This is a genomic window from Butyrivibrio sp. VCB2001 (genome assembly GCF_000423965.1).
Classification (GTDB): domain Bacteria; phylum Bacillota; class Clostridia; order Lachnospirales; family Lachnospiraceae; genus Butyrivibrio.
In genome coordinates, this window is record NZ_AUIZ01000012.1 from 57,909 (window position 1) to 79,674 (window position 21,766).

The 21,766-nt window shown below is 45.4% G+C and carries 21 protein-coding genes and 1 pseudogene; 16 read left to right on the forward strand and 6 right to left on the reverse strand.

Features of this window, described 5'->3' with window-relative positions; all coding sequences use genetic code 11:
• Position 1: 1 nt before the first annotated feature.
• The 11 genes from G589_RS0111395 (at position 2) to G589_RS0111445 (ending at position 9,317) form a co-directional block, all read left to right on the forward strand.
• Positions 2 to 481 carry a methylglyoxal synthase gene (locus G589_RS0111395; RefSeq protein WP_026522235.1) on the forward strand — a complete coding sequence of 160 codons (480 nt, stop codon included), beginning with the start codon at positions 2 to 4 and terminating at the stop codon, positions 479 to 481.
• 25 nt (positions 482 to 506) lie between these two features.
• Positions 507 to 899 carry a pyridoxamine 5'-phosphate oxidase family protein gene (locus tag G589_RS0111400; RefSeq protein WP_022770239.1) on the forward strand — a complete coding sequence of 131 codons (393 nt, stop codon included), beginning with the start codon at positions 507 to 509 and terminating at the stop codon, positions 897 to 899.
• Positions 900 to 935: 36 nt separating this feature from the next.
• Positions 936 to 1,667, forward strand: a complete 732-nt coding sequence (locus G589_RS0111405) for a PrsW family intramembrane metalloprotease (RefSeq protein ID WP_026522236.1) — start codon at positions 936 to 938, stop codon at positions 1,665 to 1,667.
• Between the two features lie 146 nt (positions 1,668 to 1,813).
• Complete coding sequence (locus G589_RS0111410) at positions 1,814 to 2,917, forward strand: TRAP transporter substrate-binding protein (RefSeq protein ID WP_035775948.1); 1,104 nt, start codon at positions 1,814 to 1,816, stop codon at positions 2,915 to 2,917.
• Between the two features lie 20 nt (positions 2,918 to 2,937).
• On the forward strand, positions 2,938 to 3,462 hold the full coding sequence (locus G589_RS0111415; RefSeq protein ID WP_026522238.1) for a TRAP transporter small permease: 525 nt from the start codon (positions 2,938 to 2,940) through the stop codon (positions 3,460 to 3,462).
• A complete protein-coding gene (locus tag G589_RS0111420) occupies positions 3,462 to 4,757 on the forward strand; it encodes a TRAP transporter large permease (RefSeq protein WP_026522239.1) in 1,296 nt (431 codons plus the stop codon). Before G589_RS0111415 ends, G589_RS0111420 begins: the two co-directional genes overlap by 1 nt.
• Positions 4,758 to 4,777: 20 nt before the next feature.
• Positions 4,778 to 5,248: a YcxB family protein gene (locus G589_RS0111425; protein WP_022770245.1), complete on the forward strand. Its 471-nt coding sequence runs from the start codon at positions 4,778 to 4,780 to the stop codon at positions 5,246 to 5,248.
• Between the two features lie 75 nt (positions 5,249 to 5,323).
• Positions 5,324 to 6,826: a sensor histidine kinase gene (locus G589_RS0111430; RefSeq protein ID WP_081669019.1), complete on the forward strand. Its 1,503-nt coding sequence runs from the start codon at positions 5,324 to 5,326 to the stop codon at positions 6,824 to 6,826.
• A 10-nt stretch (positions 6,827 to 6,836) separates the two neighbouring features.
• Positions 6,837 to 7,610: a response regulator transcription factor gene (locus G589_RS0111435; RefSeq protein ID WP_026522241.1), complete on the forward strand. Its 774-nt coding sequence runs from the start codon at positions 6,837 to 6,839 to the stop codon at positions 7,608 to 7,610.
• Complete coding sequence (locus G589_RS0111440) at positions 7,607 to 8,623, forward strand: TRAP transporter substrate-binding protein (protein WP_035775949.1); 1,017 nt, start codon at positions 7,607 to 7,609, stop codon at positions 8,621 to 8,623. The genes G589_RS0111435 and G589_RS0111440 overlap by 4 nt, the downstream gene beginning before the upstream one ends.
• 16 nt (positions 8,624 to 8,639) lie before the next feature.
• On the forward strand, positions 8,640 to 9,317 hold the full coding sequence (locus G589_RS0111445) for a hypothetical protein (protein ID WP_026522243.1): 678 nt from the start codon (positions 8,640 to 8,642) through the stop codon (positions 9,315 to 9,317).
• Here the strand turns inward: G589_RS0111445 and G589_RS21210 are convergent, their stop codons facing one another.
• The 3 genes from G589_RS21210 to G589_RS0111460 all read right to left on the reverse strand — a co-directional run bounded on the left by G589_RS21210 (position 9,318) and on the right by G589_RS0111460 (position 13,111).
• Positions 9,318 to 11,807 carry an EAL domain-containing protein gene (locus G589_RS21210; RefSeq protein WP_051192339.1) on the reverse strand — a complete coding sequence of 830 codons (2,490 nt, stop codon included), beginning with the start codon at positions 11,805 to 11,807 and terminating at the stop codon, positions 9,318 to 9,320.
• An 82-nt stretch (positions 11,808 to 11,889) separates the two neighbouring features.
• A complete protein-coding gene (locus G589_RS0111455; RefSeq protein ID WP_022770252.1) occupies positions 11,890 to 12,399 on the reverse strand; it encodes a helix-turn-helix domain-containing protein in 510 nt (169 codons plus the stop codon).
• A 67-nt stretch (positions 12,400 to 12,466) separates the two neighbouring features.
• Positions 12,467 to 13,111, reverse strand: a complete 645-nt coding sequence (locus G589_RS0111460; RefSeq protein WP_026522244.1) for a phosphoribosyltransferase — start codon at positions 13,109 to 13,111, stop codon at positions 12,467 to 12,469.
• A 96-nt stretch (positions 13,112 to 13,207) separates the two neighbouring features.
• Between G589_RS0111460 and G589_RS0111465 the strand changes: the two genes are divergently transcribed.
• Positions 13,208 to 14,194 carry a diaminopimelate dehydrogenase gene (locus G589_RS0111465; protein WP_022770255.1) on the forward strand — a complete coding sequence of 329 codons (987 nt, stop codon included), beginning with the start codon at positions 13,208 to 13,210 and terminating at the stop codon, positions 14,192 to 14,194.
• 72 nt (positions 14,195 to 14,266) lie between these two features.
• On the opposite strand, the gene G589_RS21215 is transcribed toward G589_RS0111465, so the two are convergent.
• A complete protein-coding gene (locus tag G589_RS21215) occupies positions 14,267 to 15,742 on the reverse strand; it encodes a diguanylate cyclase (protein WP_051192340.1) in 1,476 nt (491 codons plus the stop codon).
• A 178-nt stretch (positions 15,743 to 15,920) separates the two neighbouring features.
• Between G589_RS21215 and G589_RS0111475 the strand changes: the two genes are divergently transcribed.
• From G589_RS0111475 to nadE, 4 genes and pseudogenes are all read left to right on the forward strand, one after another.
• Positions 15,921 to 17,198 carry an O-acetylhomoserine aminocarboxypropyltransferase/cysteine synthase family protein gene (locus G589_RS0111475; protein WP_026522245.1) on the forward strand — a complete coding sequence of 426 codons (1,278 nt, stop codon included), beginning with the start codon at positions 15,921 to 15,923 and terminating at the stop codon, positions 17,196 to 17,198.
• Between the two features lie 40 nt (positions 17,199 to 17,238).
• A pseudogene (locus tag G589_RS22430) lies at positions 17,239 to 17,448 on the forward strand (adenylyltransferase/cytidyltransferase family protein); the annotation flags it as partial.
• 312 nt (positions 17,449 to 17,760) lie between these two features.
• Positions 17,761 to 18,972, forward strand: a complete 1,212-nt coding sequence (pncB, locus tag G589_RS0111485; protein ID WP_026522282.1) for a nicotinate phosphoribosyltransferase — start codon at positions 17,761 to 17,763, stop codon at positions 18,970 to 18,972.
• The gene (gene nadE / locus G589_RS0111490; protein WP_026522246.1) at positions 18,959 to 19,699 is read left to right on the forward strand and encodes an NAD(+) synthase; all 741 of its coding nucleotides are present in this window, start codon (positions 18,959 to 18,961) and stop codon (positions 19,697 to 19,699) included. The genes pncB and nadE overlap by 14 nt, the downstream gene beginning before the upstream one ends.
• A 163-nt stretch (positions 19,700 to 19,862) precedes the next feature.
• Here nadE and G589_RS0111495 read toward each other — a convergent pair whose 3' ends face one another.
• Together G589_RS0111495 and G589_RS0111500 are read right to left on the reverse strand one after the other, a co-directional pair.
• Entirely contained in the window at positions 19,863 to 21,005 is a 1,143-nt protein-coding gene (locus G589_RS0111495; protein ID WP_026522247.1) for an aldo/keto reductase, read from the reverse strand.
• Between the two features lie 24 nt (positions 21,006 to 21,029).
• Positions 21,030 to 21,509, reverse strand: a complete 480-nt coding sequence (locus tag G589_RS0111500; protein WP_026522248.1) for a cyclic nucleotide-binding domain-containing protein — start codon at positions 21,507 to 21,509, stop codon at positions 21,030 to 21,032.
• Positions 21,510 to 21,766 lie beyond the last annotated feature (257 nt).

Genomic DNA, 21,766 nt, shown 5'->3' on the forward strand with positions numbered 1-21,766 from the left:
TATGAACGAAACAGTTACACTTACAATCGGAAAACAGAAGAACATTGCCCTTATCGCCCATGACGGCAAGAAAGCTGAGCTTATAAAATGGTGCAAGGACAATTCAGAAATATTAAAAAGACATTTTCTCTGCGGAACAGGTACCACAGCCCGTATGATAACCGACGCGACAGACCTTCCCGTAAGAGGCTATAACTCAGGCCCTCTTGGAGGAGATCAGCAGATTGGTGCCAAGATAGTTGAGGGCAAGATTGATTTTGTAATATTCTTCTCAGACCCGTTAACAGCTGCACCTCATGATCCTGATGTAAAGGCCCTCATGAGAATTGCACAGGTTTATGACATTCCTTTTGCCAATAACAAGGCAACAGCAGACTTCCTCATCAACTCCAAATTTATGGATGAGGAGTACGACCACGAGGTTATCAATTTCAAGCAGAACATTGCAAACAGAGCAGAGACACTACCAACGCAGATGTAAATTGTATTTCAAAAGGAGAGAGATTATGCAGAGAGTAGTAGATTTTTTGAAAGCAGCAAACACATATTATCTTGCAACGGTTGACGGAGATCAGCCAAGAGTAAGACCTTTCGGAACAGCTCATGTTTTTGAGGGCAAGCTCTATATCCAGACAGGCAAGGTAAAAGACGTATCCAAGCAGATTCACGCTAATCCCAAGGTTGAGATCTGTGCATTTATGAACGGTGAGTGGCTCAGAGTAGCAGGTGAGCTTGTTGAGGATGACAGGATCGAAGCAAGACAGTCCATGCTGGATGCTTATCCATCACTTCAGGGAATGTATAAGGCAGATGACGGAAACACAGAGGTGTTCTACTTTAAGAATGCAACAGCAACCTTCAGCTCCTTTACAAAAGCACCTGAGACTGTTACATTCTGATAGGACAAAAACTAACGTTAGGAGATTTGAATTTACATGCTGTTCTTTTTGATGAACCCCGTTGTTATGCACGGCGGACTGCTTGTGGCAGCAGCTGCCATACCTGCGGTATTTCTTATGATCAAGGTTTACCGCTCTGACAGACTTGAGAAGGAGAGCCCATATCTTATCAAAAAGCTTATCTGGGCCGGACTGTTTTCAGTGCTGCTGGCACTTGTTGAAGAGACCGTGCTGTCGTTTATATTGGGGATCTTTGTACCGGTTGAATCGCCGCTTTATAACATCATCATGTTCTTTGTCATTGTGGCATTTTCCGAGGAGACTTCCAAATATCTTTTCATGTACAGAAAGACCTGGAGGAATCCTGAGTTTAACTGCCAGTATGACGGAGTTGTATATGCGGTCATAACATCCCTTAGCTTTGCACTCTTTGAAAACATCACTTATGTAGTGAGCTATGGCCTTGGTACAGCGCTGATAAGAGCTGTCACAGCAATCCCGGGTCATGCGAGCTTTGGTGTATTCATGGGAGTATTCTACGGAATAGCCAAGAGATGCGATTACAGAGGAAATAAGTCAGGTGCATCGTTCTTTAGATGCATGGCAATACTGGTTCCGGCTCTTTTACACGGAGCATATGACTACATCGCAACCATTGAGGCAGACAGTGGCGACTGGTCCTTCCTGGTGTTCATTATCATCATGTTTATCATCAGTTATATCCTCATTGGCAAGCAGGCAAAAAAGGACAGACCTATAAACTATTAATTAAGCAAGTATAAACAAATTGTTAAAAATGTGCTAGTCAATGCTAAGAATGTCCGATTTTTTTCTGAAAACTTCCAAAATATAATGACATTATCAAGACAAGATAATGTCATTATTTTTTTTTAGGAAAAGGGAGGTTTTAAGAAATGAAGAGAAGTCTTTCAGTAATCGTAACAGCAGCGATGGTTCTTTCACTTGTTGGCTGTGGTGTTCAGGCACCTGAGGCACCTGCAGCTACAGAAGCACCCGCTGCAACAGAAGCACCTGCAGCAGAAGCACCTGCAGCAGAGGCACCTGCAGCAGAAGCACCTGCAGCAGAGCCTGCAGCTGATGCAATCACACTGGTTATGGCAGAGGTTAACCCTCTTGACACAATCGTTGGTATGACAGACCAGAAGTTTAAAGAAGAGGTTGAGGCAAGATCAAACGGATCAATCCTCATCGACCTTCAGGCAAGTGGTGTTCTTGGATCAGAGAACGACGTACTTGATTCAATGCTCGGCGGCGGCGGAACAATCGATATGTCCCGTATCTCAGCTTTCGCTCTTACAAGCTACGGCGGACAGAAGTCAATGCTTCTTTCACTTCCATACATCTTCACAAGTCGTGATCACTTCTGGAAGTTCGCTACATCAGATCTTGCACAGGAATTCCTTCAGGAGTCTTCAGAGAACGGCTCAGGCGTAAGAGGTCTTTTCTATGGTGAGGAAGGTTTCCGTCATTTCTTCACATCTTATGAGATCACAGATATCAACTCCTTCAAGGGCAAGAAGATCCGTGTTTCTAACGACCCTGTTATGAACGGTCTTGTTGAAAGTCTTGGAGCATCTCCTACAGTTGTTGCATTCGGTGAGCTTTATTCAGCTCTTCAGACAGGTGTTGTTGACGGTGCTGAGCAGCCTATCGCTAACTACAAGTCAAACGCATTCCCTGAGGTTGCACCTTACATGATCCTCGACGGACATACACTTGGTGCTATCCAGGTTGTTATCACAGACGAAGCATGGAACAAGCTCTCAGCTGAGCAGCAGCAGGTTCTCGTTGATGCAGGTAAGGCAGCATCAGAGTATAACCGCTCAATCTCAGAAGAGAAGGAGAAGGAAGTTCTCGAAGAGCTCAAGGCTGAGGGTGTTACAATCGTTGAAGTTGACGACATCACACCTTGGCAGGAAGCAGTTAAGCCTGTAATCGAAGAGAACATCAAGGGTCTTGAGGACTACTACCAGAAGATAGTTGACCTTGGCAAATAATTTAGAGGAATAGGTGCCGTATGAAATCATTTTTCGATGCGGTAGATAAGATCAAGCCTATATACGATGTTGCTTATAAAATCGTACTTTTCATATGTAAGCTCTTGCTGGTGGCAGATATTCTGATCACCAGCATGAGCGTTCTTGGAAGATACGTGTCTTTTGTTCCGGACCCGGCCTGGAGTGAGGAGATAGTCCTCACCCTGATGTCCTATATGGCCGTTTTGTCAGCAGCCCTGGCCATCAGACGCGGAGCTCACATTCGTATGACTGCGCTGGATGTTTATCTCCCCAAAAAACTTTTAAAAATTTTAGATCTGCTTGCAGATGCATTTATCATGGTACTTGCATTTGTAATGCTCATAGTTGGTTGGCAGTATGCTACAACACTGGGTGCCAAGGCATCCTACGTATCACTGCCTAAGCTCTCAAAGTTCTGGATGTATTTCCCGATTCCAATCGCGGGATTTGCAATGATCATCTTTGAACTGGAAGCGATCTACAACCACATCAAAGGATTTTTCATAAAGGGGGAGGATAAGTGATGGCTGTGAATACAACTGCCATTGCGATATTGCTGGTAAGCTTTATCGTAATGATATTCTTAAGATTCCATATCGCTTACGCGGTAGCACTTTCATCTATCTTCTGCCTTTTGTATCAGGGACTTCCTCTGACAACAGTATGTCAGCAGATGGTTAAGGGAATCAGCTCCTTCAGTCTTATGGCTGTCCCCTTCTTTATCACCATGGGCTGTCTTATGGGCAGCGGTGGTATTTCCGAGAAGCTGATCGCCCTTGCTGACTCCTGCGTTGGATGGATGACAGGTGGAATGGCGATGGTTAACATCGTTGCTTCCTACTTCTTTGGAGGAATTTCAGGTTCTGCTGCTGCAGATACTGCATCCCTCGGAAGTATCCTTATTCCTATGATGGTTGAACAGGGATATGATGATGACTTTTCAACAGCGGTAACAATTACCTCATCCTGTGAGGGACTTCTTGTTCCGCCAAGCCATAACATGGTCATCTATGCCATGAGCGCCGGCGGTGTGTCTGTAGGAAGCTTGTTCCTCGCAGGATATCTTCCCGGAGCACTCCTTGCAGCTTCCCTTATGATCGGCTCTTACATTATTTCAAAGAGACGTCATTATCCTAAGGGAGATGCATTTAGTTTAAAGAAATTTGCAAAGCAGCTCAGTATTTCCTTCTGGGCGCTGGCAGCGATCATCATCGTTGTTGTGGGCGTTGTAGGCGGAGTTTTCACAGCTACTGAGTCAGCTGCTATTGCTGTTATCTACAGCCTTATCGTCAGCGTATTTATCTATAAGGGACTGGATTGGAAAGGTGTTTGGAAGACTCTCGAACAGTGCGTAGACACACTTTCAATCGTTATGATCCTCATCTCAACGTCCAGTATCTTCGGATATTGCCTGACAACACTTCATGTGCCGGATCTTGCAGCTAATGCAATCATCGGCCTTACAAGAAATCCGGTTCTTATAGCACTTCTCTTGAACCTGATCCTTCTTGTACTTGGATGTATCATGGATATGGCGCCGATCATCCTGATCGCAACACCTATCCTTCTTCCAATCGCAACATCAATTGGCATCAACCCTATCCAGTTTGGTATAATGATTATACTTAACTGTGGTATCGGACTCTTAACACCTCCTGTAGGTGCGGTTCTGTTCATCGGTTCTGCGGTTGGTAAAGTTAAGATGGAGAAAGTAGTTAAGGCAACACTGCCATTCTATCTGTGCATGATCGTTGTTCTTATGCTGCTTACTTTCATACCTGAGATCAGTATGTTCCTCCCGGATTTACTGACCAAATAAGATTTCCGAAAGGTCTTTTTATGGAATATAGATTTAAATGTGATGTGAAGGCCGGGGATCTGTGGAAGATGGCCATGGCCAGGACTTACAGGTCGCTGATAGGACTGGTCAATGTTATCTTCACTGTAGCGATGATCCTTTTGACAATTCGTTTTTGGCCGACAGCATCGGATCTATTCAGAGTACTTATGATTCTTGGATGCATTCTTTTTCCTGTTATCCAGCCTCTTGCGATCTACGGCAACAGCGTTAAGCAGCTGGAAGATCTGCCAAAGGATATGGAGCTTCTCTTTAACGATGGTGGCGTTCGCGTCTTCGTTGGGGAAAAGAGCGAGTCCCTTGCCTGGAAGAGAATTAAGAACGCAATAAAGAGGAGCAACATGATAGTGGTAATGTCCGATGACAGCCACGGATACATGCTCACCAACAGAGTCCTGGGTGATCAAAAGGAGGAGTTTTATCAGTATATCTGTAAGAAGATCAGGGGCTAGTTTTAAATAGTAATTTAAAAGGGGCAGCGCTATAATTATTGATATAACTATAACGCGGCCTCTTATTTTTTGATTATGGACAAGATACGAAATTTCTGGGAAACTCTCACCATTAAAAATAAAATAGCGGTCTTCACCATAAGCGTATTTGTGGCGCTATCTCTGTCGGTGCTCTTCGATGCATGGGTTGTTAAGCTCTTTACCAAGGACTTCAACGACATCATGGAAGATAACTCAAGAGGCGGAGAGATTGTAAATGCCATTAAGCGTGAGACAGACGCCTTTGATGAGTATATACGCGGAACAGGCTCCACGGATCAGGAGGCCTGGGAAAAGAGTGTGGAGGCTACCCGCGAGGCTATCTATGCCGTTCCGCTGGACTATACGCACCTTGGGGATTCCAGGTTTGCCGTACTTCAGTCGCTGCAGAGCGCTTACGAGGTCTACTGCAGCAAAAGAAATCAGGTCATAACGGACTATAAGTCCGAGAACATATACGTTGATAAACTCTACGACGTTTACAACATGCAAAGTTATCTCGCAGCTTATGCCCAGAGATTTGTTGACGTCACCATGCAGGAAGGAAATGAGAGCTACAGGACCATGCTCCCTGTGGTTGCAAGAGTTCCGTTTATCACAGCGGCACTCAGTATTGTCCTTTTCTTTGTAATATTCCAGATATCACAGATGCTTAACAGCAGTGTTACAAAGCCCGTACTTAAGCTGGCTAACGCCTCAAGGCGAATCGCCAACAACGACTTTTTTATCGACGACGTTGTGGTTGATAACAAGGATGAGCTTGGGCAGATGGTATCGGCCTTTAACAAGATGAAATTTGCCACCGGCGAATACATCAAGGCCATGGAGGAAAAGAGGGAAGCTCTGGATCAGCTCCACGTGCAGGAGCTTGAAAATCTCGAGATCGAGAAGCAGATGGAGACCATGAACTTAGAGCTCTTAAAGAGCCAGATCAATCCGCACTTCCTTTTCAATACCCTGAACGTTATTGCAGGAACAGCCAATCTTGAGGGCGCCCAGACCACCGAGCAGATGATAGAAGCCTTGAGCTCACTCTTTAGATATAACTTAAAGACCCAGGCAAAAGAGTCTCTCCTGGCCCAGGAGCTCAAGATTTCAAGGGACTATATGTACCTTCAAAAGATGAGATTCGGCGACAGGGTGCAGTTTGATATTGAATGTGATGTAGACGAGAACAAGGTGATCGTTCCCACCTTTACCTTCCAGCCGCTTCTTGAGAATGCCATAATCCACGGCATTTCCCCAAGGGTTGAGGGCGGTAAGGTACAGATAAATGTTAAGCAGCAGGAAGATAAACTCCTTATTGAGGTGTCGGATACAGGCGCCGGAATGGACGAGGAGACCCTTTTAAGGATAAGAGCCGGCCTTGAAGGCGGCGAGGATACGCCTCTTGATGCAGATATAGTCGGCATCGGACTTGGCAATATCAACAGGCGGATCAAGGGAATGTATGAGGGCGGAAGCCTTTCGATAAACAGCACACTGGGAGAGGGAACAACAATCCTTATGACCCTTCCCCTTCACAGAGTAGATGACTAAAGGAGCAGCGATGTACAGAATACTGGTTGCAGATGACGAGCCCATAGAGAGGCTGGTAATTGACAAGAAGATAAAAGCTTTTTTCCCTGACCAGGCAGAAGTGGTGCTGGCTGAGAACGGCATTCAGGCTGTGAAGCTCTTTTTTGAAAAAGACTGCCAGATCGCAATCCTGGATATTGAGATGCCGGGAATGAACGGCCTTGATGCTGCGGCTGAGATAAAGAAGGAAAGTCCTCACAGCAGCGTTGTGTTCCTGACGGCCTTTGATGAGTTTAATTACGCCAAAAGAGCTATCGAAATAAGGGCACTTGATTACCTGCTTAAACCGGGCTCTGATGAGGATCTTGTGAACGTACTTGAAGAGGCTTTTAATATCTGCGACAGATATGGAAGTGGCGTAAGTACCGTGGACAGAGCGCCCATAGCCCGGCCTCATGATGATGAAAATGATACACCACCCAACGTTTTTGTTGGTCAGGTGCAGGAATATATTGATGCACATTACAAGGAGGACATTGCTCTCCTTGATCTGGCCGGAGTTTTCGGATATTCGGATGTCTATTTCTGCAAGCTATTTAAGCAGAACTTTGGCAAGAACTTTATTACCTACCTCAACGAATACAGAATGGACAAGGCAAAAGAGCTTTTGGCAAACCCTGCAATTAATATCAAGGACGTCAGTGCCCTTGCCGGCTACAGGGATGCCAACTACTTCACCAGAGTATTCAAGAGAATGGTGGGCAAGACACCAAGTGAGTATAGAATAGGGGTTATGGGAATATGAACAGCAGACGCAGATATATAGCTATAACTGCATGTGTCCTTTTGCTCCTTGTTGTAGTAGCCTTTGGGATTAGTACCATCAGGGAAAAGAAAGCGGAGGAGTCGGCACCTGAGTATGTCTTTTTATACGCAGAGAACCAGATCGCTGACTATCCGACAACCCATGGAGCAAACAGGTTTGCTGAGCTTGTCTATGAGAGGACGGACGGCAGGATAAAGATACTGGTCAAGCCCGATGCGGAGCTTGGAAGTGAGATGCAGGTTATTCAGCAGATGCAGTACGGAGGCATTGCTTTTGCAAGAATATCTCTGTCACAGCTTGCTGAGTACATGCCTGAGATGAATGTGCTTCAGATGCCCTATCTTTACAGCGGACCGGAGCACATGTGGCGTGTTCTTGACGGTGAGATCGGGGATGAATTTCTTTTGAAAACAAGAGATCACGACCTGGTGGGGCTGTCCTGGTATGACGCAGGTGCGAGAAACTTCTACAGCACATCGCCTATTACCTGCCTTGAGGATTTAAAGGGCATGAATATAAGAGTTCAGGAGTCTGACATGATGGCGGACATGGTATCGGCTCTTGGAGCAAACCCGTCCAAGATCGTTTATTCCGAAGTATATTCTGCCATTGAACAGGGACTGGTTGACGGAGCTGAGAACAACTGGCCTTCTTACGAGGCCATGAGGCATTACATAGTTGCCAGATACTACACAATAGATGAGCACACAAGAGTTCCGGAGCTTCAGATTTGCTCCAAGGCAGTATGGGACAAACTCTCAGAGAGCGATCAGCAGATCATAGAGGAGTGTGCCAGAGAGTCAGCGCTTTATGAGCGCGTGTTGTGGGAAGAAAGGGAAAAGAGCTCCAGAGAAGTTGCGGAGAGGAGCGGTATAACCGTGATTGAGCTTTCACCTGAAGAAAAGCTCCGCTTCCGTGATGCGATGCAGTCGGTATATACCAAGTATTGCAGAGACCAGATGGATATTCTGCAGGCTATTATGGAGTACTGAGAAAGGGTTTGGATTTATGGAAAATATCTTTTCCATCATAATTGCAATGATTGTGAGCTTTGTATCTGTCACAGGTGGCATGGTGAACTTGCCAAAGGCGGCAGATACCAAAGAGGCAGCAGTCACAGAGAGCGTCAAGGCAGTAGATGAGACTGTACCTGAGCAGGTGGAATATGGGCGTATACTTGCTGTGGGTGATTCAAGAACCGTCGATATTTTCACCGGTGATCAGAGTGAGATTTTGGGAGCTGTATACGACGGAATTACAGTGTACTGCAGGGACGCAGTAGGATTTGGATTTCTTGAGGAGGCAGTCGGATCCTGTGGTATTAACAATTTTGATACGCTTCTTACACTTATGGGCTGCAACAGCTATGGTGATTTTAGTAAGTACGGGCCATACTATGACTCACTACTTGCTCAGGGGAAGAAAATAGTTGTCTGCACTGTGGGACCTACTGAGGACCGGTATCTGTCAAACGAATTTGACATGACGCATTATGAGAATGTAAGACAGATACAATACAATAATTCTCTTGTGGCCTGGGCAAAAGAAAGAGGAGTAAAGATCATAGATCTCTACTCCTACATTAGTAATAGCAGCACTGTTATAGTAAGTGAAGCGGATGGAATCCACTATTTTCCTCAGCCCACCACAGAGCTTTGGAACTATATTAAGGCTAATCTGAAATGATCACATAAATTCCTGAAGGACCGCGGAATACATGTTTTCGTCGGTTATTCCTTCGTCACTGCGGAGCTTGGAGGCAATCCTTATCTTAAGGGTTATGTTGTTGCCATCAAGCTCTTTTATTTTGCCAAGCTCAGTCTGAATATTATTCTTAAGAATATCAAGCTCAGAAGGATCACATATATTTGTCAGCAGCGCAAAGTCAGACGCGAGGCATTTTGCTATGGCGCCGCTTCCGCCGGAGCTTTCGACAATTGTATCTCCAATCTTTTTCAGGAGCCTGTTAGCGAAATCTTCTCCAAAGTCCTTTATTATTCGCTGATGAGTATCGTTTCTTATGATCAACAGAGTGAAATCAACACCGTTGCTTAAATAGTTTTGGGAATAGCTTTTGCTGACTTCTGCTAAGGCTGCTAAATTCATAAGGCCGGTTACGCTATCGAGTCTTCTTGCCTGATAAAGCTCATCAAGACGTTCAAGTTCCTGATCGACGTCTATGAAATATCCCATCAGTCCCACTATCTGACCGTTTTCATAAATGGGACTCTTGTTGACCATAATATTGTGAACAACGCCGTTTACAATACACTGACCCGGGGCGTTTTTGATGTAGACGCCCTCATTTAGAACATCGATCTCATCGTTATGGAAGTCGGCATTATTAATGTGCCAGTTCATTTCTTCATCGGTCTTACCGGTAATGTCATCGATGGTAAGTTCAAAGAACTCAAGGAACGCCTTGCTGGCACCAAGGAACCTGCGGTTTCTGTCTTTCCAGAAGAACTTGACGGAAGCGCCCGATAAAATATTCTCCCACATCTTGGTAAATAGGGACGGATCAAGGTTAGCGTTGCTGTAATGCGATATGTCGAAAACTGCGGTGTTCCTGGAAAGGAACTTTTGAGCATCGTCAGCTGTTGCCTTGGTGCTTATCATAAACTCTTTTCCATGAGTACCCGGGATCATCATAATGGCAACTTCTCGCCAGCCGTAATTTCCGTCTCTTTGCCTGAGTCTGAATAAATTCTCGATAAAGCCTTTTTCGGAGTGCTCAATGCGCTCACCCAGGGTTTCAGAGTCAGCAAATTCCAGAAACTTTTCTCTGTCGGTCGCAGCCACGATATTGTCAGCCATTCTCTTTATATGTTCGGATAAAACACCGATGGTCTCGTCTGAGTCTCTTCCGGAGTATGCGAAGTTTCCAAGCAGAGGAGTAATGGTGTTTCTGCTGGGATTGATCACAAGAACAGATTCAAAGATGTGATTTAATTCCTTGAGCTTATTATCTACATTATTCTGCTTCCTTAAATTGCTGTCCATGGAGATGTTGCGGTTAGAAGCTTTTATTATGTGCCTTCCACCGTGTTCAACAATCTCTTTTGCCTGAAGACACAATATGTTTCCGTTATAGGTGTAGTAGAAGGTCTCCAGGTTCTTAGTGGCTTCCAACTTGTTTGCAAATTCGCGATATTTCTTTAAAAGAGGCGACTTGGTCTTGTAAATGAGGTTATCAAGCTCTTCCAGGGAAAGAGAGGTCTTAAGCTGGATCTGCCTCTTGTACTCATCATTCATGAAAAGAGTGCTGAAATTCTCACCGTCATCCTCAATGATCTCTAAGGGCTCATCTGTATATCTTGCAGCAAAACCTGCTTCCTGATAGTAATGGCGCCACTGTCTGGGCTCTATTGTTATGCCGAATTCTTCAATGTGTTTAAAGAATTCATCTACAGGCATAGGCTGTCCGTAGAAATAGCCCTGAAGCATGCCACAGCCGATGGTCTTTAAAAACTCCACCTGTTCAGCAGTCTCAACACCTTCTGCCAAAGTCATGATATTGATGTCCTTGGCCATGGAGATGGCTGATGTCATGATGGATTTGGATCTGTCTGTGAAAGACTTAAGGAAGTCCATATCCATCTTGAGGGTGTCAAAGTAATAATCTTTAAGAAGGGTAAGAGAGGAGTATCCGCTACCGAAGTCGTCCATCCATACTTCATAGCCGGCATCTCTGAAGCTGTCGATGACTCTGCGCATCAGGTCAGCATCGGATACGATCATGCTCTCTGTTATTTCTACGTGAATATTGTCCTTGGGTATGTCGTATTTAGTGATGGCATCTTCGAGGACCTTAAGCATATCTGTAGCTTCGAAATCAAGACGCGAAAAATTCACCGATACCGGAACGGCATCGAGACCATTGTTTATACGCTCTGAGATGTCAGAGCAGACCTTGTTCACGATAAAGCAGTCCAGTTTGTGAATCTGACGGCTTGCTTCGAGAGCACCTATGAATTTGTCGGGGGAAAGAAATCCGAATTCGGGATCGACCCATCTGGCCAGGGATTCTGCACCACAAAGCTGCCCTGTGAGCGAACGAATAACCGGCTGATAATATACCTTTATCCAGCCGTTCTCAAGGGCAGTATCGATATTTTTGATCACGTATTCCGCAATCTTTCTGGTATCCTGTTGGTTTTGATCGCCAGATGCCATTTACGTAATCTCCATCACTAATTAGTGCTATATTGAGCATAACACATTAAGTGACAGAGATTGTAAATAAAGAATAAATTTTTTATTGTTTTCTTAAATTCTGTAATTTTGTTTTATTGATCTTGCCGTCTGCAATAGTGCTGGCAACCCAGATCTTGAGAGACTCTACTGTGGAATCAATAAGATCGAGCTGCTTCTCTATGCTAACAAAATCAGGAAGCTCATCATCTGAGATGACACCGTCTGCTGTGATGTCGATAAGGCGGTTTTTCTGGTCATCGAGAGAGTTAAGGGCTGCAAGCATTCCAAGAACTATCTCGGAGAGGCTGGCGTTCTTAACTTCCGGAACAGAGTCTTTTCCTATACGACACTCATGTGTGCAGTAGTAGTTGCAAAGCTCGGGCTTCTTGTAGGCAAGGGCCATATCTACGACGTCTTCCGGAACGATGGCTGTCTTGCCGGTCTCAAGCTTCTCAAGACGGCTCTCGCTGATGGTTCCGATGAGCTCACTGGCCTGGGCTCTGGTAAGGCCTGCCTCTTCCCTGGCTACGAAGTAAACATTCTTATCCTCTTTGATCGACTTTTTTCCCATTTTTTCCTCCATATATAAAAAGGGTCGGCGCTGATGCTTTCGGCGCCAACCCTGCATGATACTAAGATTATTTTAGCTCGCTGTAGCCAAAACTGTTAACCAGTGCATCGATCGGTGTTCCGTTTTTGCAAAGCGGACACTCAGCCGGTGAATAGGACTGGTAGTTAGGTATTTCTTCAGGGTGGAATACGGCATTTACAAGTATGCCATCAACCTCTTTTACCGCACTGAAGATTGCGCAGGCACCGGATACGTTGGCTCCGTAGTAGCGTACGCCCTCCATGAGGTGCTCTAAAGTTCTTCCGGTTGTAAGTGAGCCCATAAGAAGCAGTACGTGTTTGCCTCTGATGGCGAGCTGAAGATTGTCGCGGAAGATGATCTGGCCACTTGATGTGTACTCAGGCGCAATGACATAGACTGTTCTGTGTGCATTGTAGTTGAGAACTCCGGCTCTTGTGAGCTCTTCTGCAAGGTAAGTTCCGATAACTTCAGTTCCGTCAGCACATACAATGGTATCCACAGGTGTGGAAATTGTGTAGTGCATTGCCAGAATTGCTGCTACACCATGAGCTTCGCTGCAACGAGTCTTCATGGTACCAATCTCCATATAATTGGTGATATGAGAGTGGGTGGTAGCGTAGTGGCCTGGTATAATTTTGAGGGCCACATTCGAATTCATTGATGCTGGTATCTTGGTGTACTCACTTAGCATACCCAAAAACCCCCTTTTTTTCTTTTAGTATACCATCTTTTGCTGTATAATACACTTTAATTGCACATGATTTATCAGTTTGGAGGAGGAAATTTAATGAGTATCAGAATTGGTATCCTTGGTTACGGTAACCTTGGAAAAGGCGTAGAACTCGCAGTTGCAGCTGCTCCCGATATGGAGCTTGTAGCTGTTTTCACAAGAAGAGATCCGGCATCTCTATCTATCAGAACTGCCGGTGTTCCTGTTGTTTCTGTCAGCGAAGCTGCTGATTGGAAAGACAAGATCGATGTAATGATCCTTTGCGGCGGAAGTGCAACCGATCTTCCTGTTCAGACTCCTGAGTATGCAAAGCTCTTTAACGTAGTAGACAGCTTTGACACTCACGCAAGGATTCCTGAGCACTTTGCAAATGTTGATGCTTCAGCTAAGGAAGCCGGCAAGGTTGCTGTTATCTCCTGCGGATGGGATCCAGGAATGTTCTCACTTGCAAGAGTATATTCAAATGCTATTCTTCCGGACGGTAACGACTATACATTCTGGGGCAAGGGCGTATCCCAGGGACATTCAGATGCCATCAGACGAGTTAAGGGTGTCAAGAATGCCAAGCAGTACACAATCCCTGTAGAGAGCGCACTCGAGGCAGTTAGAAGCGGCAAGAACCCTGAGCTCACCACAAGAGACAAGCACACAAGAGAGTGCTTCGTAGTTCTTGAAGAGGGCGCAGATGCTGCAGCTGTTGAGAAAGAGATCAAGGAGATGCCTAACTACTTTGCTGACTACGACACAACAGTTCACTTCATCAGCGAAGAGGAACTCCTTAAGAACCACAGCGGAATGGCTCACGGCGGATTCGTATTCAGAAGTGGTAAGACCGGTGCTGACAAGGAGCACAACCACATCATCGAGTACAGCTTAAAGCTCGATTCAAACCCTGAGTTCACAACCAGCGTACTTGTTGCTGTTGCAAGAGCAGCATACAAGCTCCAGGCAGAAGGCGCTAAGGGCTGCAAGACAATGCTCGACATTCCACCTGCATACCTTTCAAGCCAGAGCCCTGAAGAGCTCAGAGCACATTTACTTTAATTATGAAGGAGTCAATGGGGACGGTTCTCATTGACTCCTTTTTTTGAGTCACCGGGGACGTTTCAGTTTGACTCATTTACTGAGTACAGTTTCAACACTTTCATCGCCGTCAGCATAAACAGCCATCCGGCAGCTTGCATTGTACCGCTCCCAAGCTGATACTGCACTATTCTCAGCAGTTTCTTTATATCTGTCTTTAAGCTCCTCAAAGAGCTTATCCCTGTCATAATAATCCCTGTTAGTCAGAACTACCGCAAAGTCATCTCCGCCGATCCTGAATACCTGAGAGTTCACAAATATCTGGCAGATAATCTTGGATGCTCCGACGATGTAGTCGTTTCCTTTATCATGGCCATATCTCTCATTGATCATGGCAACATCTAAGAGCTTAATTATAACGATACCGAACTGAGCGGTCTTATTTTGAATATCCCAGTTCAGGGATTCGATCATCTTATCATAAGCAGGTTTGTTCTTGACCCTGGTGAGCGGATCCTGATAGGAGGTTGCACTGTTATTTCCGCCGCCCATAACATTCACAACCTTATTCTTGCCGCTGTGCTTGCCGGCATAGAGCTTTTCATCCGCATCTCTGATGGCGCCGTAGAGTCCGTCACTTCCCCTGAAATATGACATTCCGAAGGTCATGGTAACAGCGAGCTTTTGGCCCTCATAACTGAAGTTGGTCTGCTCAATTTCTTTTCTTATGTCGTCAACGTACTTGAAGGGATCGGTGTCTTTTTCCATCTTCTTGAGGAAAAGAAATTCTTCTCCACCCCAGCGACCTACAAGAACATCTTTCTTTCCAAATATTTCACCTATTGTTTTGAGAACATAGTCTCCGCAGTTGTGACCGTAGTTGTCGTTTATCTTCTTGAAATTGTCGATGTCTGAGATAGCTATCCAGTAATCCGAATTCTCTTTTTCTACATTCTCAAACTGAGTGGAGAGGTAGTAGCGATTAGGAAGACCGGTGAGCTTGTCGTGGGAGAGCTGGTATTCAAGCTGGTTCTCCGAGGAGATTGCGATGTAGACCAGGAGCTGCAGGACAAACAGCATGATCACAAATACAATAACGCCCCATAAGAGGGAGAGTGCAAATTCAGTTTTTGCAGGAAGGGAGTATGGAGCCGGGTGATACTGAAGATACACGTAAGAACCAAGATAAAGAAACATGCCGAGAATGCATGCAGGCATCATTCTGATAATCTTAAGCTTAAGGGCTTTTCCTGTGTATTCCGAATAAAGGGCAAGAACGCTCATACCTATAAGCGTTATCTGAAATCCGCTGTTCCAGCCGGTAAGAATGACAGAGCAGGTCATGTGGGCTGCAACTTCCAGATATATGGCAACTGCAAAGAAGGGGAACCACTCTTTATATAGAACAAAGAGCATAAAGATGTAAAAGACAATGCTGAATGCGTTAAAGATCACCATAGGCGTAACGCCGCACTTATAAAAGACGCAGATCATCAGGATATGGATCATCAGGAAACTGATGGCCATACCCCAGCCGAGTATTTTAGTTCTTTTAAGGGTCATGAACATAAGCACAGCCGCCTTTAAGAGAAGCAAACACCTTTACACGATAATTTTACTATGGTTTTGCGTCAATGTGTCTAAAAAAAGCATAAAAAGAGTATGACCCGTGCGCTATACTTTTGAGGGCAATATTAGTATAATACTGTGAGGTAGAATCTAAAAAAAGTTTTTGGAGGAATTGAAAATGAGTCAGCAGGGAATTGGAACAAGATGTGTACAGGCGGGATACACTCCCGGAAACGGAGAGCCAAGGCAGATACCGATCATTCAGTCTACTACTTTTAAGTACGACACCAGCGAGGATATGGGTAAGCTCTTTGACCTTGAGGCTTCCGGATATTTCTACACAAGACTTCAGAATCCCACCAATGATTATGTAGCTGCCAAGATTGCAGCGCTTGAGGGCGGAACTGCAGCAATGCTGACATCTTCGGGACAGGCAGCAAACTTTTTTGCCCTGTTTAATATATGCGAGGCAGGAAGCCACATCGTAGCTTCTTCATCAATCTACGGCGGAACCTTCAACCTCATTGAAGTAACCATGAAGAAGATGGGCATCGATGTTACATTCGTTTCACCTACAGCTTCCGATGAGGAGCTGGATGCAGCTTTTAAGGACAACACACGTGCAATGTTCGGTGAGACCATCGCAAACCCTGCGCTTACAGTTCTTGATATAGAGAGATTCGCAAATGCAGCTCACAGACACGGAGTTCCGCTTATTGTGGACAACACCTTCCCGACACCTGTAAACTGCAGGCCTATCGAGTGGGGCGCAGATATCGTTACACATTCAACCACCAAGTACATGGACGGCCACGGAGCAGCAGTTGGCGGAGTTATCGTTGATTCCGGCAAGTTCGACTGGATGGCTCATGCTGATAAATACCCGGGACTTACAACACCTGATGAGTCCTACCACGGAATTGTTTATGCCGAGAAGTTCGGAAACGCCGGCGCTTTCATCACAAAGGCTACAGCACAGCTGATGCGCGACCTTGGTTGTATACAGTCACCTCAGAATGCATTTCTTTTAAACCTTGGTCTTGAATCCCTGCATGTCCGCATGCCTCGCCACGTTGAGAACGGCCTTGCTGTTGCTAAGTTCCTTCAGACAAGAGAGGAAGTTGCCAAGGTTAACTATCCCGGACTTGAGTCTGATCCATACTATGAGCTGGCACAGAAGTACATGCCAAACGGCGGCTGCGGCGTTGTTTCCTTCGAGCTTAAGGGCGGAAGAGCAGCTGCAGAGAGCTTCATGAAGAAGCTTAAGCTGGCAGCCATCGAGACTCACGTTGCCGATGCAAGAACATGCTGCCTGAATCCCGCAACATCAACACACAGACAGATGACAGACGAACAGCTCCTTGAGGCAGGAATCCCTGCAGGACTTGTAAGAATGAGCTGCGGCCTTGAGGACAAGGAAGACCTTATCGCAGATATCGCAAACGCTCTTGGCTGAAGTGCTATAATTGAGACGGCGATTTCAAAGGAGATAACCTATGGATAATATAGGAATAGTTTTCGGGTGCTTTATACCGTTTCATAAGGGACATGAATCTCTTGTAAAAAGAGCTTTAGACGAGAATGACAGAATGATCATCGCCGTGTGTGGTTATCAGGAGGACAGGGGAAAAGACTTCCTTCCTTTCACCGTGCGTTATAAGCTCGTCAAAGAGATGTTCAGAGATAACCCAAGGGTTACCGTTGCCATCATCGACGACAAGAAGATCGGCCTCGACGGTACCTTCACCCACGAGAACTGGGTTGCATGGGGAAAAGAGCTCTTTTCCTCCGCAGGTATAGACCCGGACAGCGCACACTTTAACTGGTACACCGGTGAGCCTTCCTATGTGGAAAAGCTGGGGCCTATCTATCCCGATCATACATTTAATCTGGTGGATCGAACCATTGTGCAGGTGAGCGGAACCGAAATCCGCGAAAACCCCATGGATCTGTCAGAGGACATAAATGTTGTATTTAGAAATTACCTGTTAAAAACAGGAAAATTAGAGGAGGATCCAATGAATCCAATTATTGACAGTTTACTTGAAACAGACCTGTACAAATTTTCAATGGGACAGGCAATCTATCACAACTTCCCTGATTACACCACAACCTGGACCTTCAGGTGCCGTAACAAGGACGTGAAGTTCACAGCCGAGATGGTTGAGGAGATAAAGAGACAGATATATCTCTACTGCGACTTAAACTTTACTGAGGATGAGCTTAACTACCTTGCAAGCATCAAGTGGATCAAAAAGTCCTACGTTGATTTCCTCAGACTGTGGCACCCAAGATATGAGGACTTCACCATTACAACAGATGCAGAGTGCGGACTTTCAATCGAGACCAACGGTACATGGCTCAACACTTCAATGTACGAGATTCCTACTCTTGCGATTGTAAACGAAGTATACTTCAGAATGAATTATGACTATGAGGAGCTCATGGAATCCTTTGAGCAGAAGCTCGTTGAGAAGATAGCTCTTTTAACAGATGGAACATACAAGATCGGGGCATTCTCAGAGTTCGGCTTAAGGAGAAGGCTCTCAGCTGAGGCTCAGGAGCTTGCAGTACTTAAGTTAAAGGAAGCTAAGCTCGACGGAACAGGCTCTAAGTTCGTTGGAACATCAAATGTACTTCTTGCCAAGAAGCACGGTGTTACACCTGTCGGAACCATGGCTCATGAGTGGATCATGTGCGTAGGACAGGGCAATCACAAGCACAATCCGGCTTACTCAAACTGGTACGCTCTTGACTACTGGGTAAAGGAGTACGGAATCCTGAATGGAACAGCGCTTACCGATGCAATCACTACAGACTGCTTCCTGCGCGACTTCCAGCTGACATTCTCAACTCTGTTCTCAGGTGTTCGTCATGACTCAGGAGATCCGATCGAGTGGGGCGAGAAGATGATCGCACACTATAAGAGCCTTGGCATCGATCCTGCCACAAAGACACTGCTCTTTAGTGACAGCCTTGATTTCAAGCGCGCTAACGACATCAATGCACACTTTGCCGGAAGAGCAAAGGTTGCTTTCGGAATCGGAACCTACATTTCAAATGATACCAAGGTTCCTGCTCTCAACATCGTTATGAAGACAACAGCCTGCAACGGACAGGATGTAGCAAAGGTTTCTGACGTTGAAGGCAAGGGAATGTGCAAGAATCCTGATTATGTTGATTACCTTCAGAGGTGTATAAATTGGAGGATGGAGAATGAGGAGCTTTGATGCAAAGAAAGAAATAGAAAATATTGTTGCCTGGATTCAGGAATGGTTTTCGAATAATGGTCCGAAGGCCAGTGCCGTCATTGGTATTTCCGGAGGCAAGGACTCAACGATTGTTGCAGCGCTCCTTGTTAAGGCTCTGGGAAAAGAGCGCGTGGTAGGCGTTATGATGCCTAACGGCGAGCAAAAAGACATCTCGGATTCACAGAAGGTTGTTGAGTTCCTTGGAATCAGGAATTACACAGTCAACATCGCTGAGGCTTTTGAGGGCGAGATGAATGCTCTTAAGGCAGCAGGCGTTGAGCCCGGTAAGGATGCAATCATCAACACTCCGCCAAGACTTAGAATGACTACACTATATGCAATTGCGCAGTCACTTCCCGAGGGAGGACGTGTGGCTAATACCTGCAATGCTTCCGAGGACTACGTTGGTTATTCAACCAAGTACGGCGATGCAGCCGGCGATTTCAGCCCCTGCTCAGACTTCCTCGTTTGCGAGATGCTTCAGATCGGTGATGAGCTGGGACTTCCTTCTGAGCTTATTCACAAGACTCCATCAGACGGACTTTCAGGAATGTCAGATGAGGACAAGCTTGGATTTACTTATGCGATGCTGGATAAGTACGTAAGGACCGGTGAGATTGAGGACCTGGAGATAAAAGAGAAGATCGACAGACTGCATAGACTTAACCTGCATAAACTGCAGACAATTCCGATGTATAAGAGATAAAGAAAAGGCCTGAGGAGCAATTCCTCAGGCTTTATTTTTTTGGGGTGCTTGCTTAGCCGTTTTGAACCCTGGGGACGGAGTCAGTGGCTCATTTTCAGAAAGAAGTTTCTTTTTGAAATAATTGTCAGAAAATGAGCCACTGACTCCGTCCCCAGGGTTCATTTTATCCGATTTCGGAAACAAAATCGCTCATCATGTCGGAAATCTTTATCTGCTGAGGGCAAACCTGCTCGCAGCAGTGGCAGTGGAGGCAGGAGGCAGGTCTTTTCTCATCAGGAATGGCTGAAAGTGCCATGGGAGCGATGAAGTCGAATCCTCCGCCTTCAATTGTAATAAAGTGTTCATTATAAAGAGAGATCAAATGTGGTATATCAAGGCCCTGTGGGCAGTGGCTTACGCAGTAGTGACAGGCAGTGCAGGGAATGGACTTTCTCTCGAGCATTCTGTCGACAACTGACATAAGTGCCGTCATTTCTTTTTCGTTAAGAGGCTTATCTTCCTTGAAGGTCCTGATGTTATCTTCAAGCTGCTGCATGTTGGACATGCCTGAGAGCACCATGGTTACACCCTTTGTGCTCTGAAGGAACCTGAAGGCCCAGGCGGGAATTGCTTCATCAGGTCTTAGCTCTTTTAACTCGGTTTCAAACTTATCGTCGAGCTTAGCCAGCTTACCTCCGCGGAGGGGCTCCATAACCCAAACGGGAATTCCCTTTTCATTTAAGAGATCTACCTTAGCCTTGGCATCCTGGAACTTCCAGTCAAGATAGTTGAGCTGGATCTGGCAGAATTCCATGTGCTCGCCATAGGCATCAATAAAGCGCTTTAGCGTCTCCATTTCGCCGTGGCAGGAAAAACCAAGATGCTTAATCCTGCCATTCTTTTTCTGTTCCATCAGATAATCGAAAATGCCAAACTTGGGATCCAGGTACTGATTGATATTCATTTCGCAGACATTGTGGAAAAGATAAAAATCAAAGTACTCCATGCCGGTCTTTTCAAGCTGCTTTTCAAAGATCTCTTTTACCTTGGACATGTTTGAAAGGTCATAGCCGGGGAACTTGGTGGCAATATAAAAACTCTCCCTCGGATACTTGGCGAGGGCTTCGCCCATGACGATCTCGGAGTTGCCGTTGTGGTAGCCCCAGGCAGTGTCATAATAATTGATGCCTTCGGACATAGCCTTGTCCACCATCTCAAAAGCCTTCGGCTTATCGATATTACTGTCATCACCGTCAATTACCGGGAGTCTCATTGCGCCAAAACCGAGACCTGAAAGCTTTATTCCCTGAAAATCCCTATATACCATAGCCATTACCTCCTGAAAAATGTATTATGCCTTTTGGTTAAAGTGTGCCATTGGATCCATCATCATTGTTGCGTTATATTGTGCAAACATCTTTGAGTAAAAACCTGAGAATTTCTTGAGACGGGCATTATTGCTGGACAGAGTCCTGTCCTCCATAACCATGTCCATCCCGAATTTCATGCTGTACATGGTTTCAGCAAAATGCTTCATTATCTTGTAGACGTCTACATGGTTTTTCAGGATGAATTCATCCACGTCTGCTTCTGTGATGCGCAGAAGCAATAGATCCGAGTAGGCAACAACCGTGTAAACAGCAGGCTTTCCGCCTGTAAAAAGACCCATCTCTCCAAAATAATCATCCTTGGATTTGATGGCCAGAATGGATTCGTATTCAGTACCATAGCCCGTGTATATTTCTGCGTGACCGGATATGATCTTGTACATATCCATATTGGATTCACCTTCCTGAATGATCACGGTGCCTGCAGGAATCTTCATCATCATAGTCGTATCCTCCGAGTGAGAGTATAGGGTGATGTGTTCGATAAGAAATAAATTAATGTTTTTTATATTATAACATGAATAACTATTCAATATGTAAAGTGAGTCACCGGGGACGTTTCAGTTTGACTCATTGCATGCAATGAGTCAGTGGGGACGGTTCTCTTTGACTCCTTGTGTGCAATGAGTCGATTGCGGGATTTATGGCAGGGCGAGGAGTTTTAGGTTTTTTGACAGGTAAAAAGAGTGCACGTAATCCT

Excerpts from the sequence above, each read along its gene's own strand:
- G589_RS0111460 (WP_026522244.1), bottom strand. The coding sequence starts at position 13,111 with ATGCTAAGTGAGTACACCAAGATACCAGCATCAATGAATTCGAATGTG.
- G589_RS0111440 (WP_035775949.1), top strand. The coding sequence starts at position 7,607 with ATGAACAGCAGACGCAGATATATAGCTATAACTGCATGTGTCCTTTTG.
- G589_RS0111465 (WP_022770255.1), top strand. The coding sequence starts at position 13,208 with ATGAGTATCAGAATTGGTATCCTTGGTTACGGTAACCTTGGAAAAGGC.
- nadE (WP_026522246.1), top strand. The coding sequence starts at position 18,959 with ATGAGGAGCTTTGATGCAAAGAAAGAAATAGAAAATATTGTTGCCTGG.
- G589_RS0111415 (WP_026522238.1), top strand. The coding sequence starts at position 2,938 with ATGAAATCATTTTTCGATGCGGTAGATAAGATCAAGCCTATATACGAT.
- G589_RS21215 (WP_051192340.1), bottom strand. The coding sequence starts at position 15,742 with ATGTTCATGACCCTTAAAAGAACTAAAATACTCGGCTGGGGTATGGCC.
- G589_RS0111435 (WP_026522241.1), top strand. The coding sequence starts at position 6,837 with ATGTACAGAATACTGGTTGCAGATGACGAGCCCATAGAGAGGCTGGTA.
- G589_RS0111425 (WP_022770245.1), top strand. The coding sequence starts at position 4,778 with ATGGAATATAGATTTAAATGTGATGTGAAGGCCGGGGATCTGTGGAAG.
- pncB (WP_026522282.1), top strand. The coding sequence starts at position 17,761 with ATGAATCCAATTATTGACAGTTTACTTGAAACAGACCTGTACAAATTT.
- G589_RS0111410 (WP_035775948.1), top strand. The coding sequence starts at position 1,814 with ATGAAGAGAAGTCTTTCAGTAATCGTAACAGCAGCGATGGTTCTTTCA.
- G589_RS0111405 (WP_026522236.1), top strand. The coding sequence starts at position 936 with ATGCTGTTCTTTTTGATGAACCCCGTTGTTATGCACGGCGGACTGCTT.
- G589_RS0111430 (WP_081669019.1), top strand. The coding sequence starts at position 5,324 with ATGGACAAGATACGAAATTTCTGGGAAACTCTCACCATTAAAAATAAA.
- G589_RS0111455 (WP_022770252.1), bottom strand. The coding sequence starts at position 12,399 with ATGGGAAAAAAGTCGATCAAAGAGGATAAGAATGTTTACTTCGTAGCC.
- G589_RS21210 (WP_051192339.1), bottom strand. The coding sequence starts at position 11,807 with ATGGCATCTGGCGATCAAAACCAACAGGATACCAGAAAGATTGCGGAA.
- G589_RS0111420 (WP_026522239.1), top strand. The coding sequence starts at position 3,462 with ATGGCTGTGAATACAACTGCCATTGCGATATTGCTGGTAAGCTTTATC.
- G589_RS0111395 (WP_026522235.1), top strand. The coding sequence starts at position 2 with ATGAACGAAACAGTTACACTTACAATCGGAAAACAGAAGAACATTGCC.
- G589_RS0111495 (WP_026522247.1), bottom strand. The coding sequence starts at position 21,005 with ATGGTATATAGGGATTTTCAGGGAATAAAGCTTTCAGGTCTCGGTTTT.
- G589_RS0111475 (WP_026522245.1), top strand. The coding sequence starts at position 15,921 with ATGAGTCAGCAGGGAATTGGAACAAGATGTGTACAGGCGGGATACACT.
- G589_RS0111445 (WP_026522243.1), top strand. The coding sequence starts at position 8,640 with ATGGAAAATATCTTTTCCATCATAATTGCAATGATTGTGAGCTTTGTA.
- G589_RS0111400 (WP_022770239.1), top strand. The coding sequence starts at position 507 with ATGCAGAGAGTAGTAGATTTTTTGAAAGCAGCAAACACATATTATCTT.
- G589_RS0111500 (WP_026522248.1), bottom strand. The coding sequence starts at position 21,509 with ATGATGATGAAGATTCCTGCAGGCACCGTGATCATTCAGGAAGGTGAA.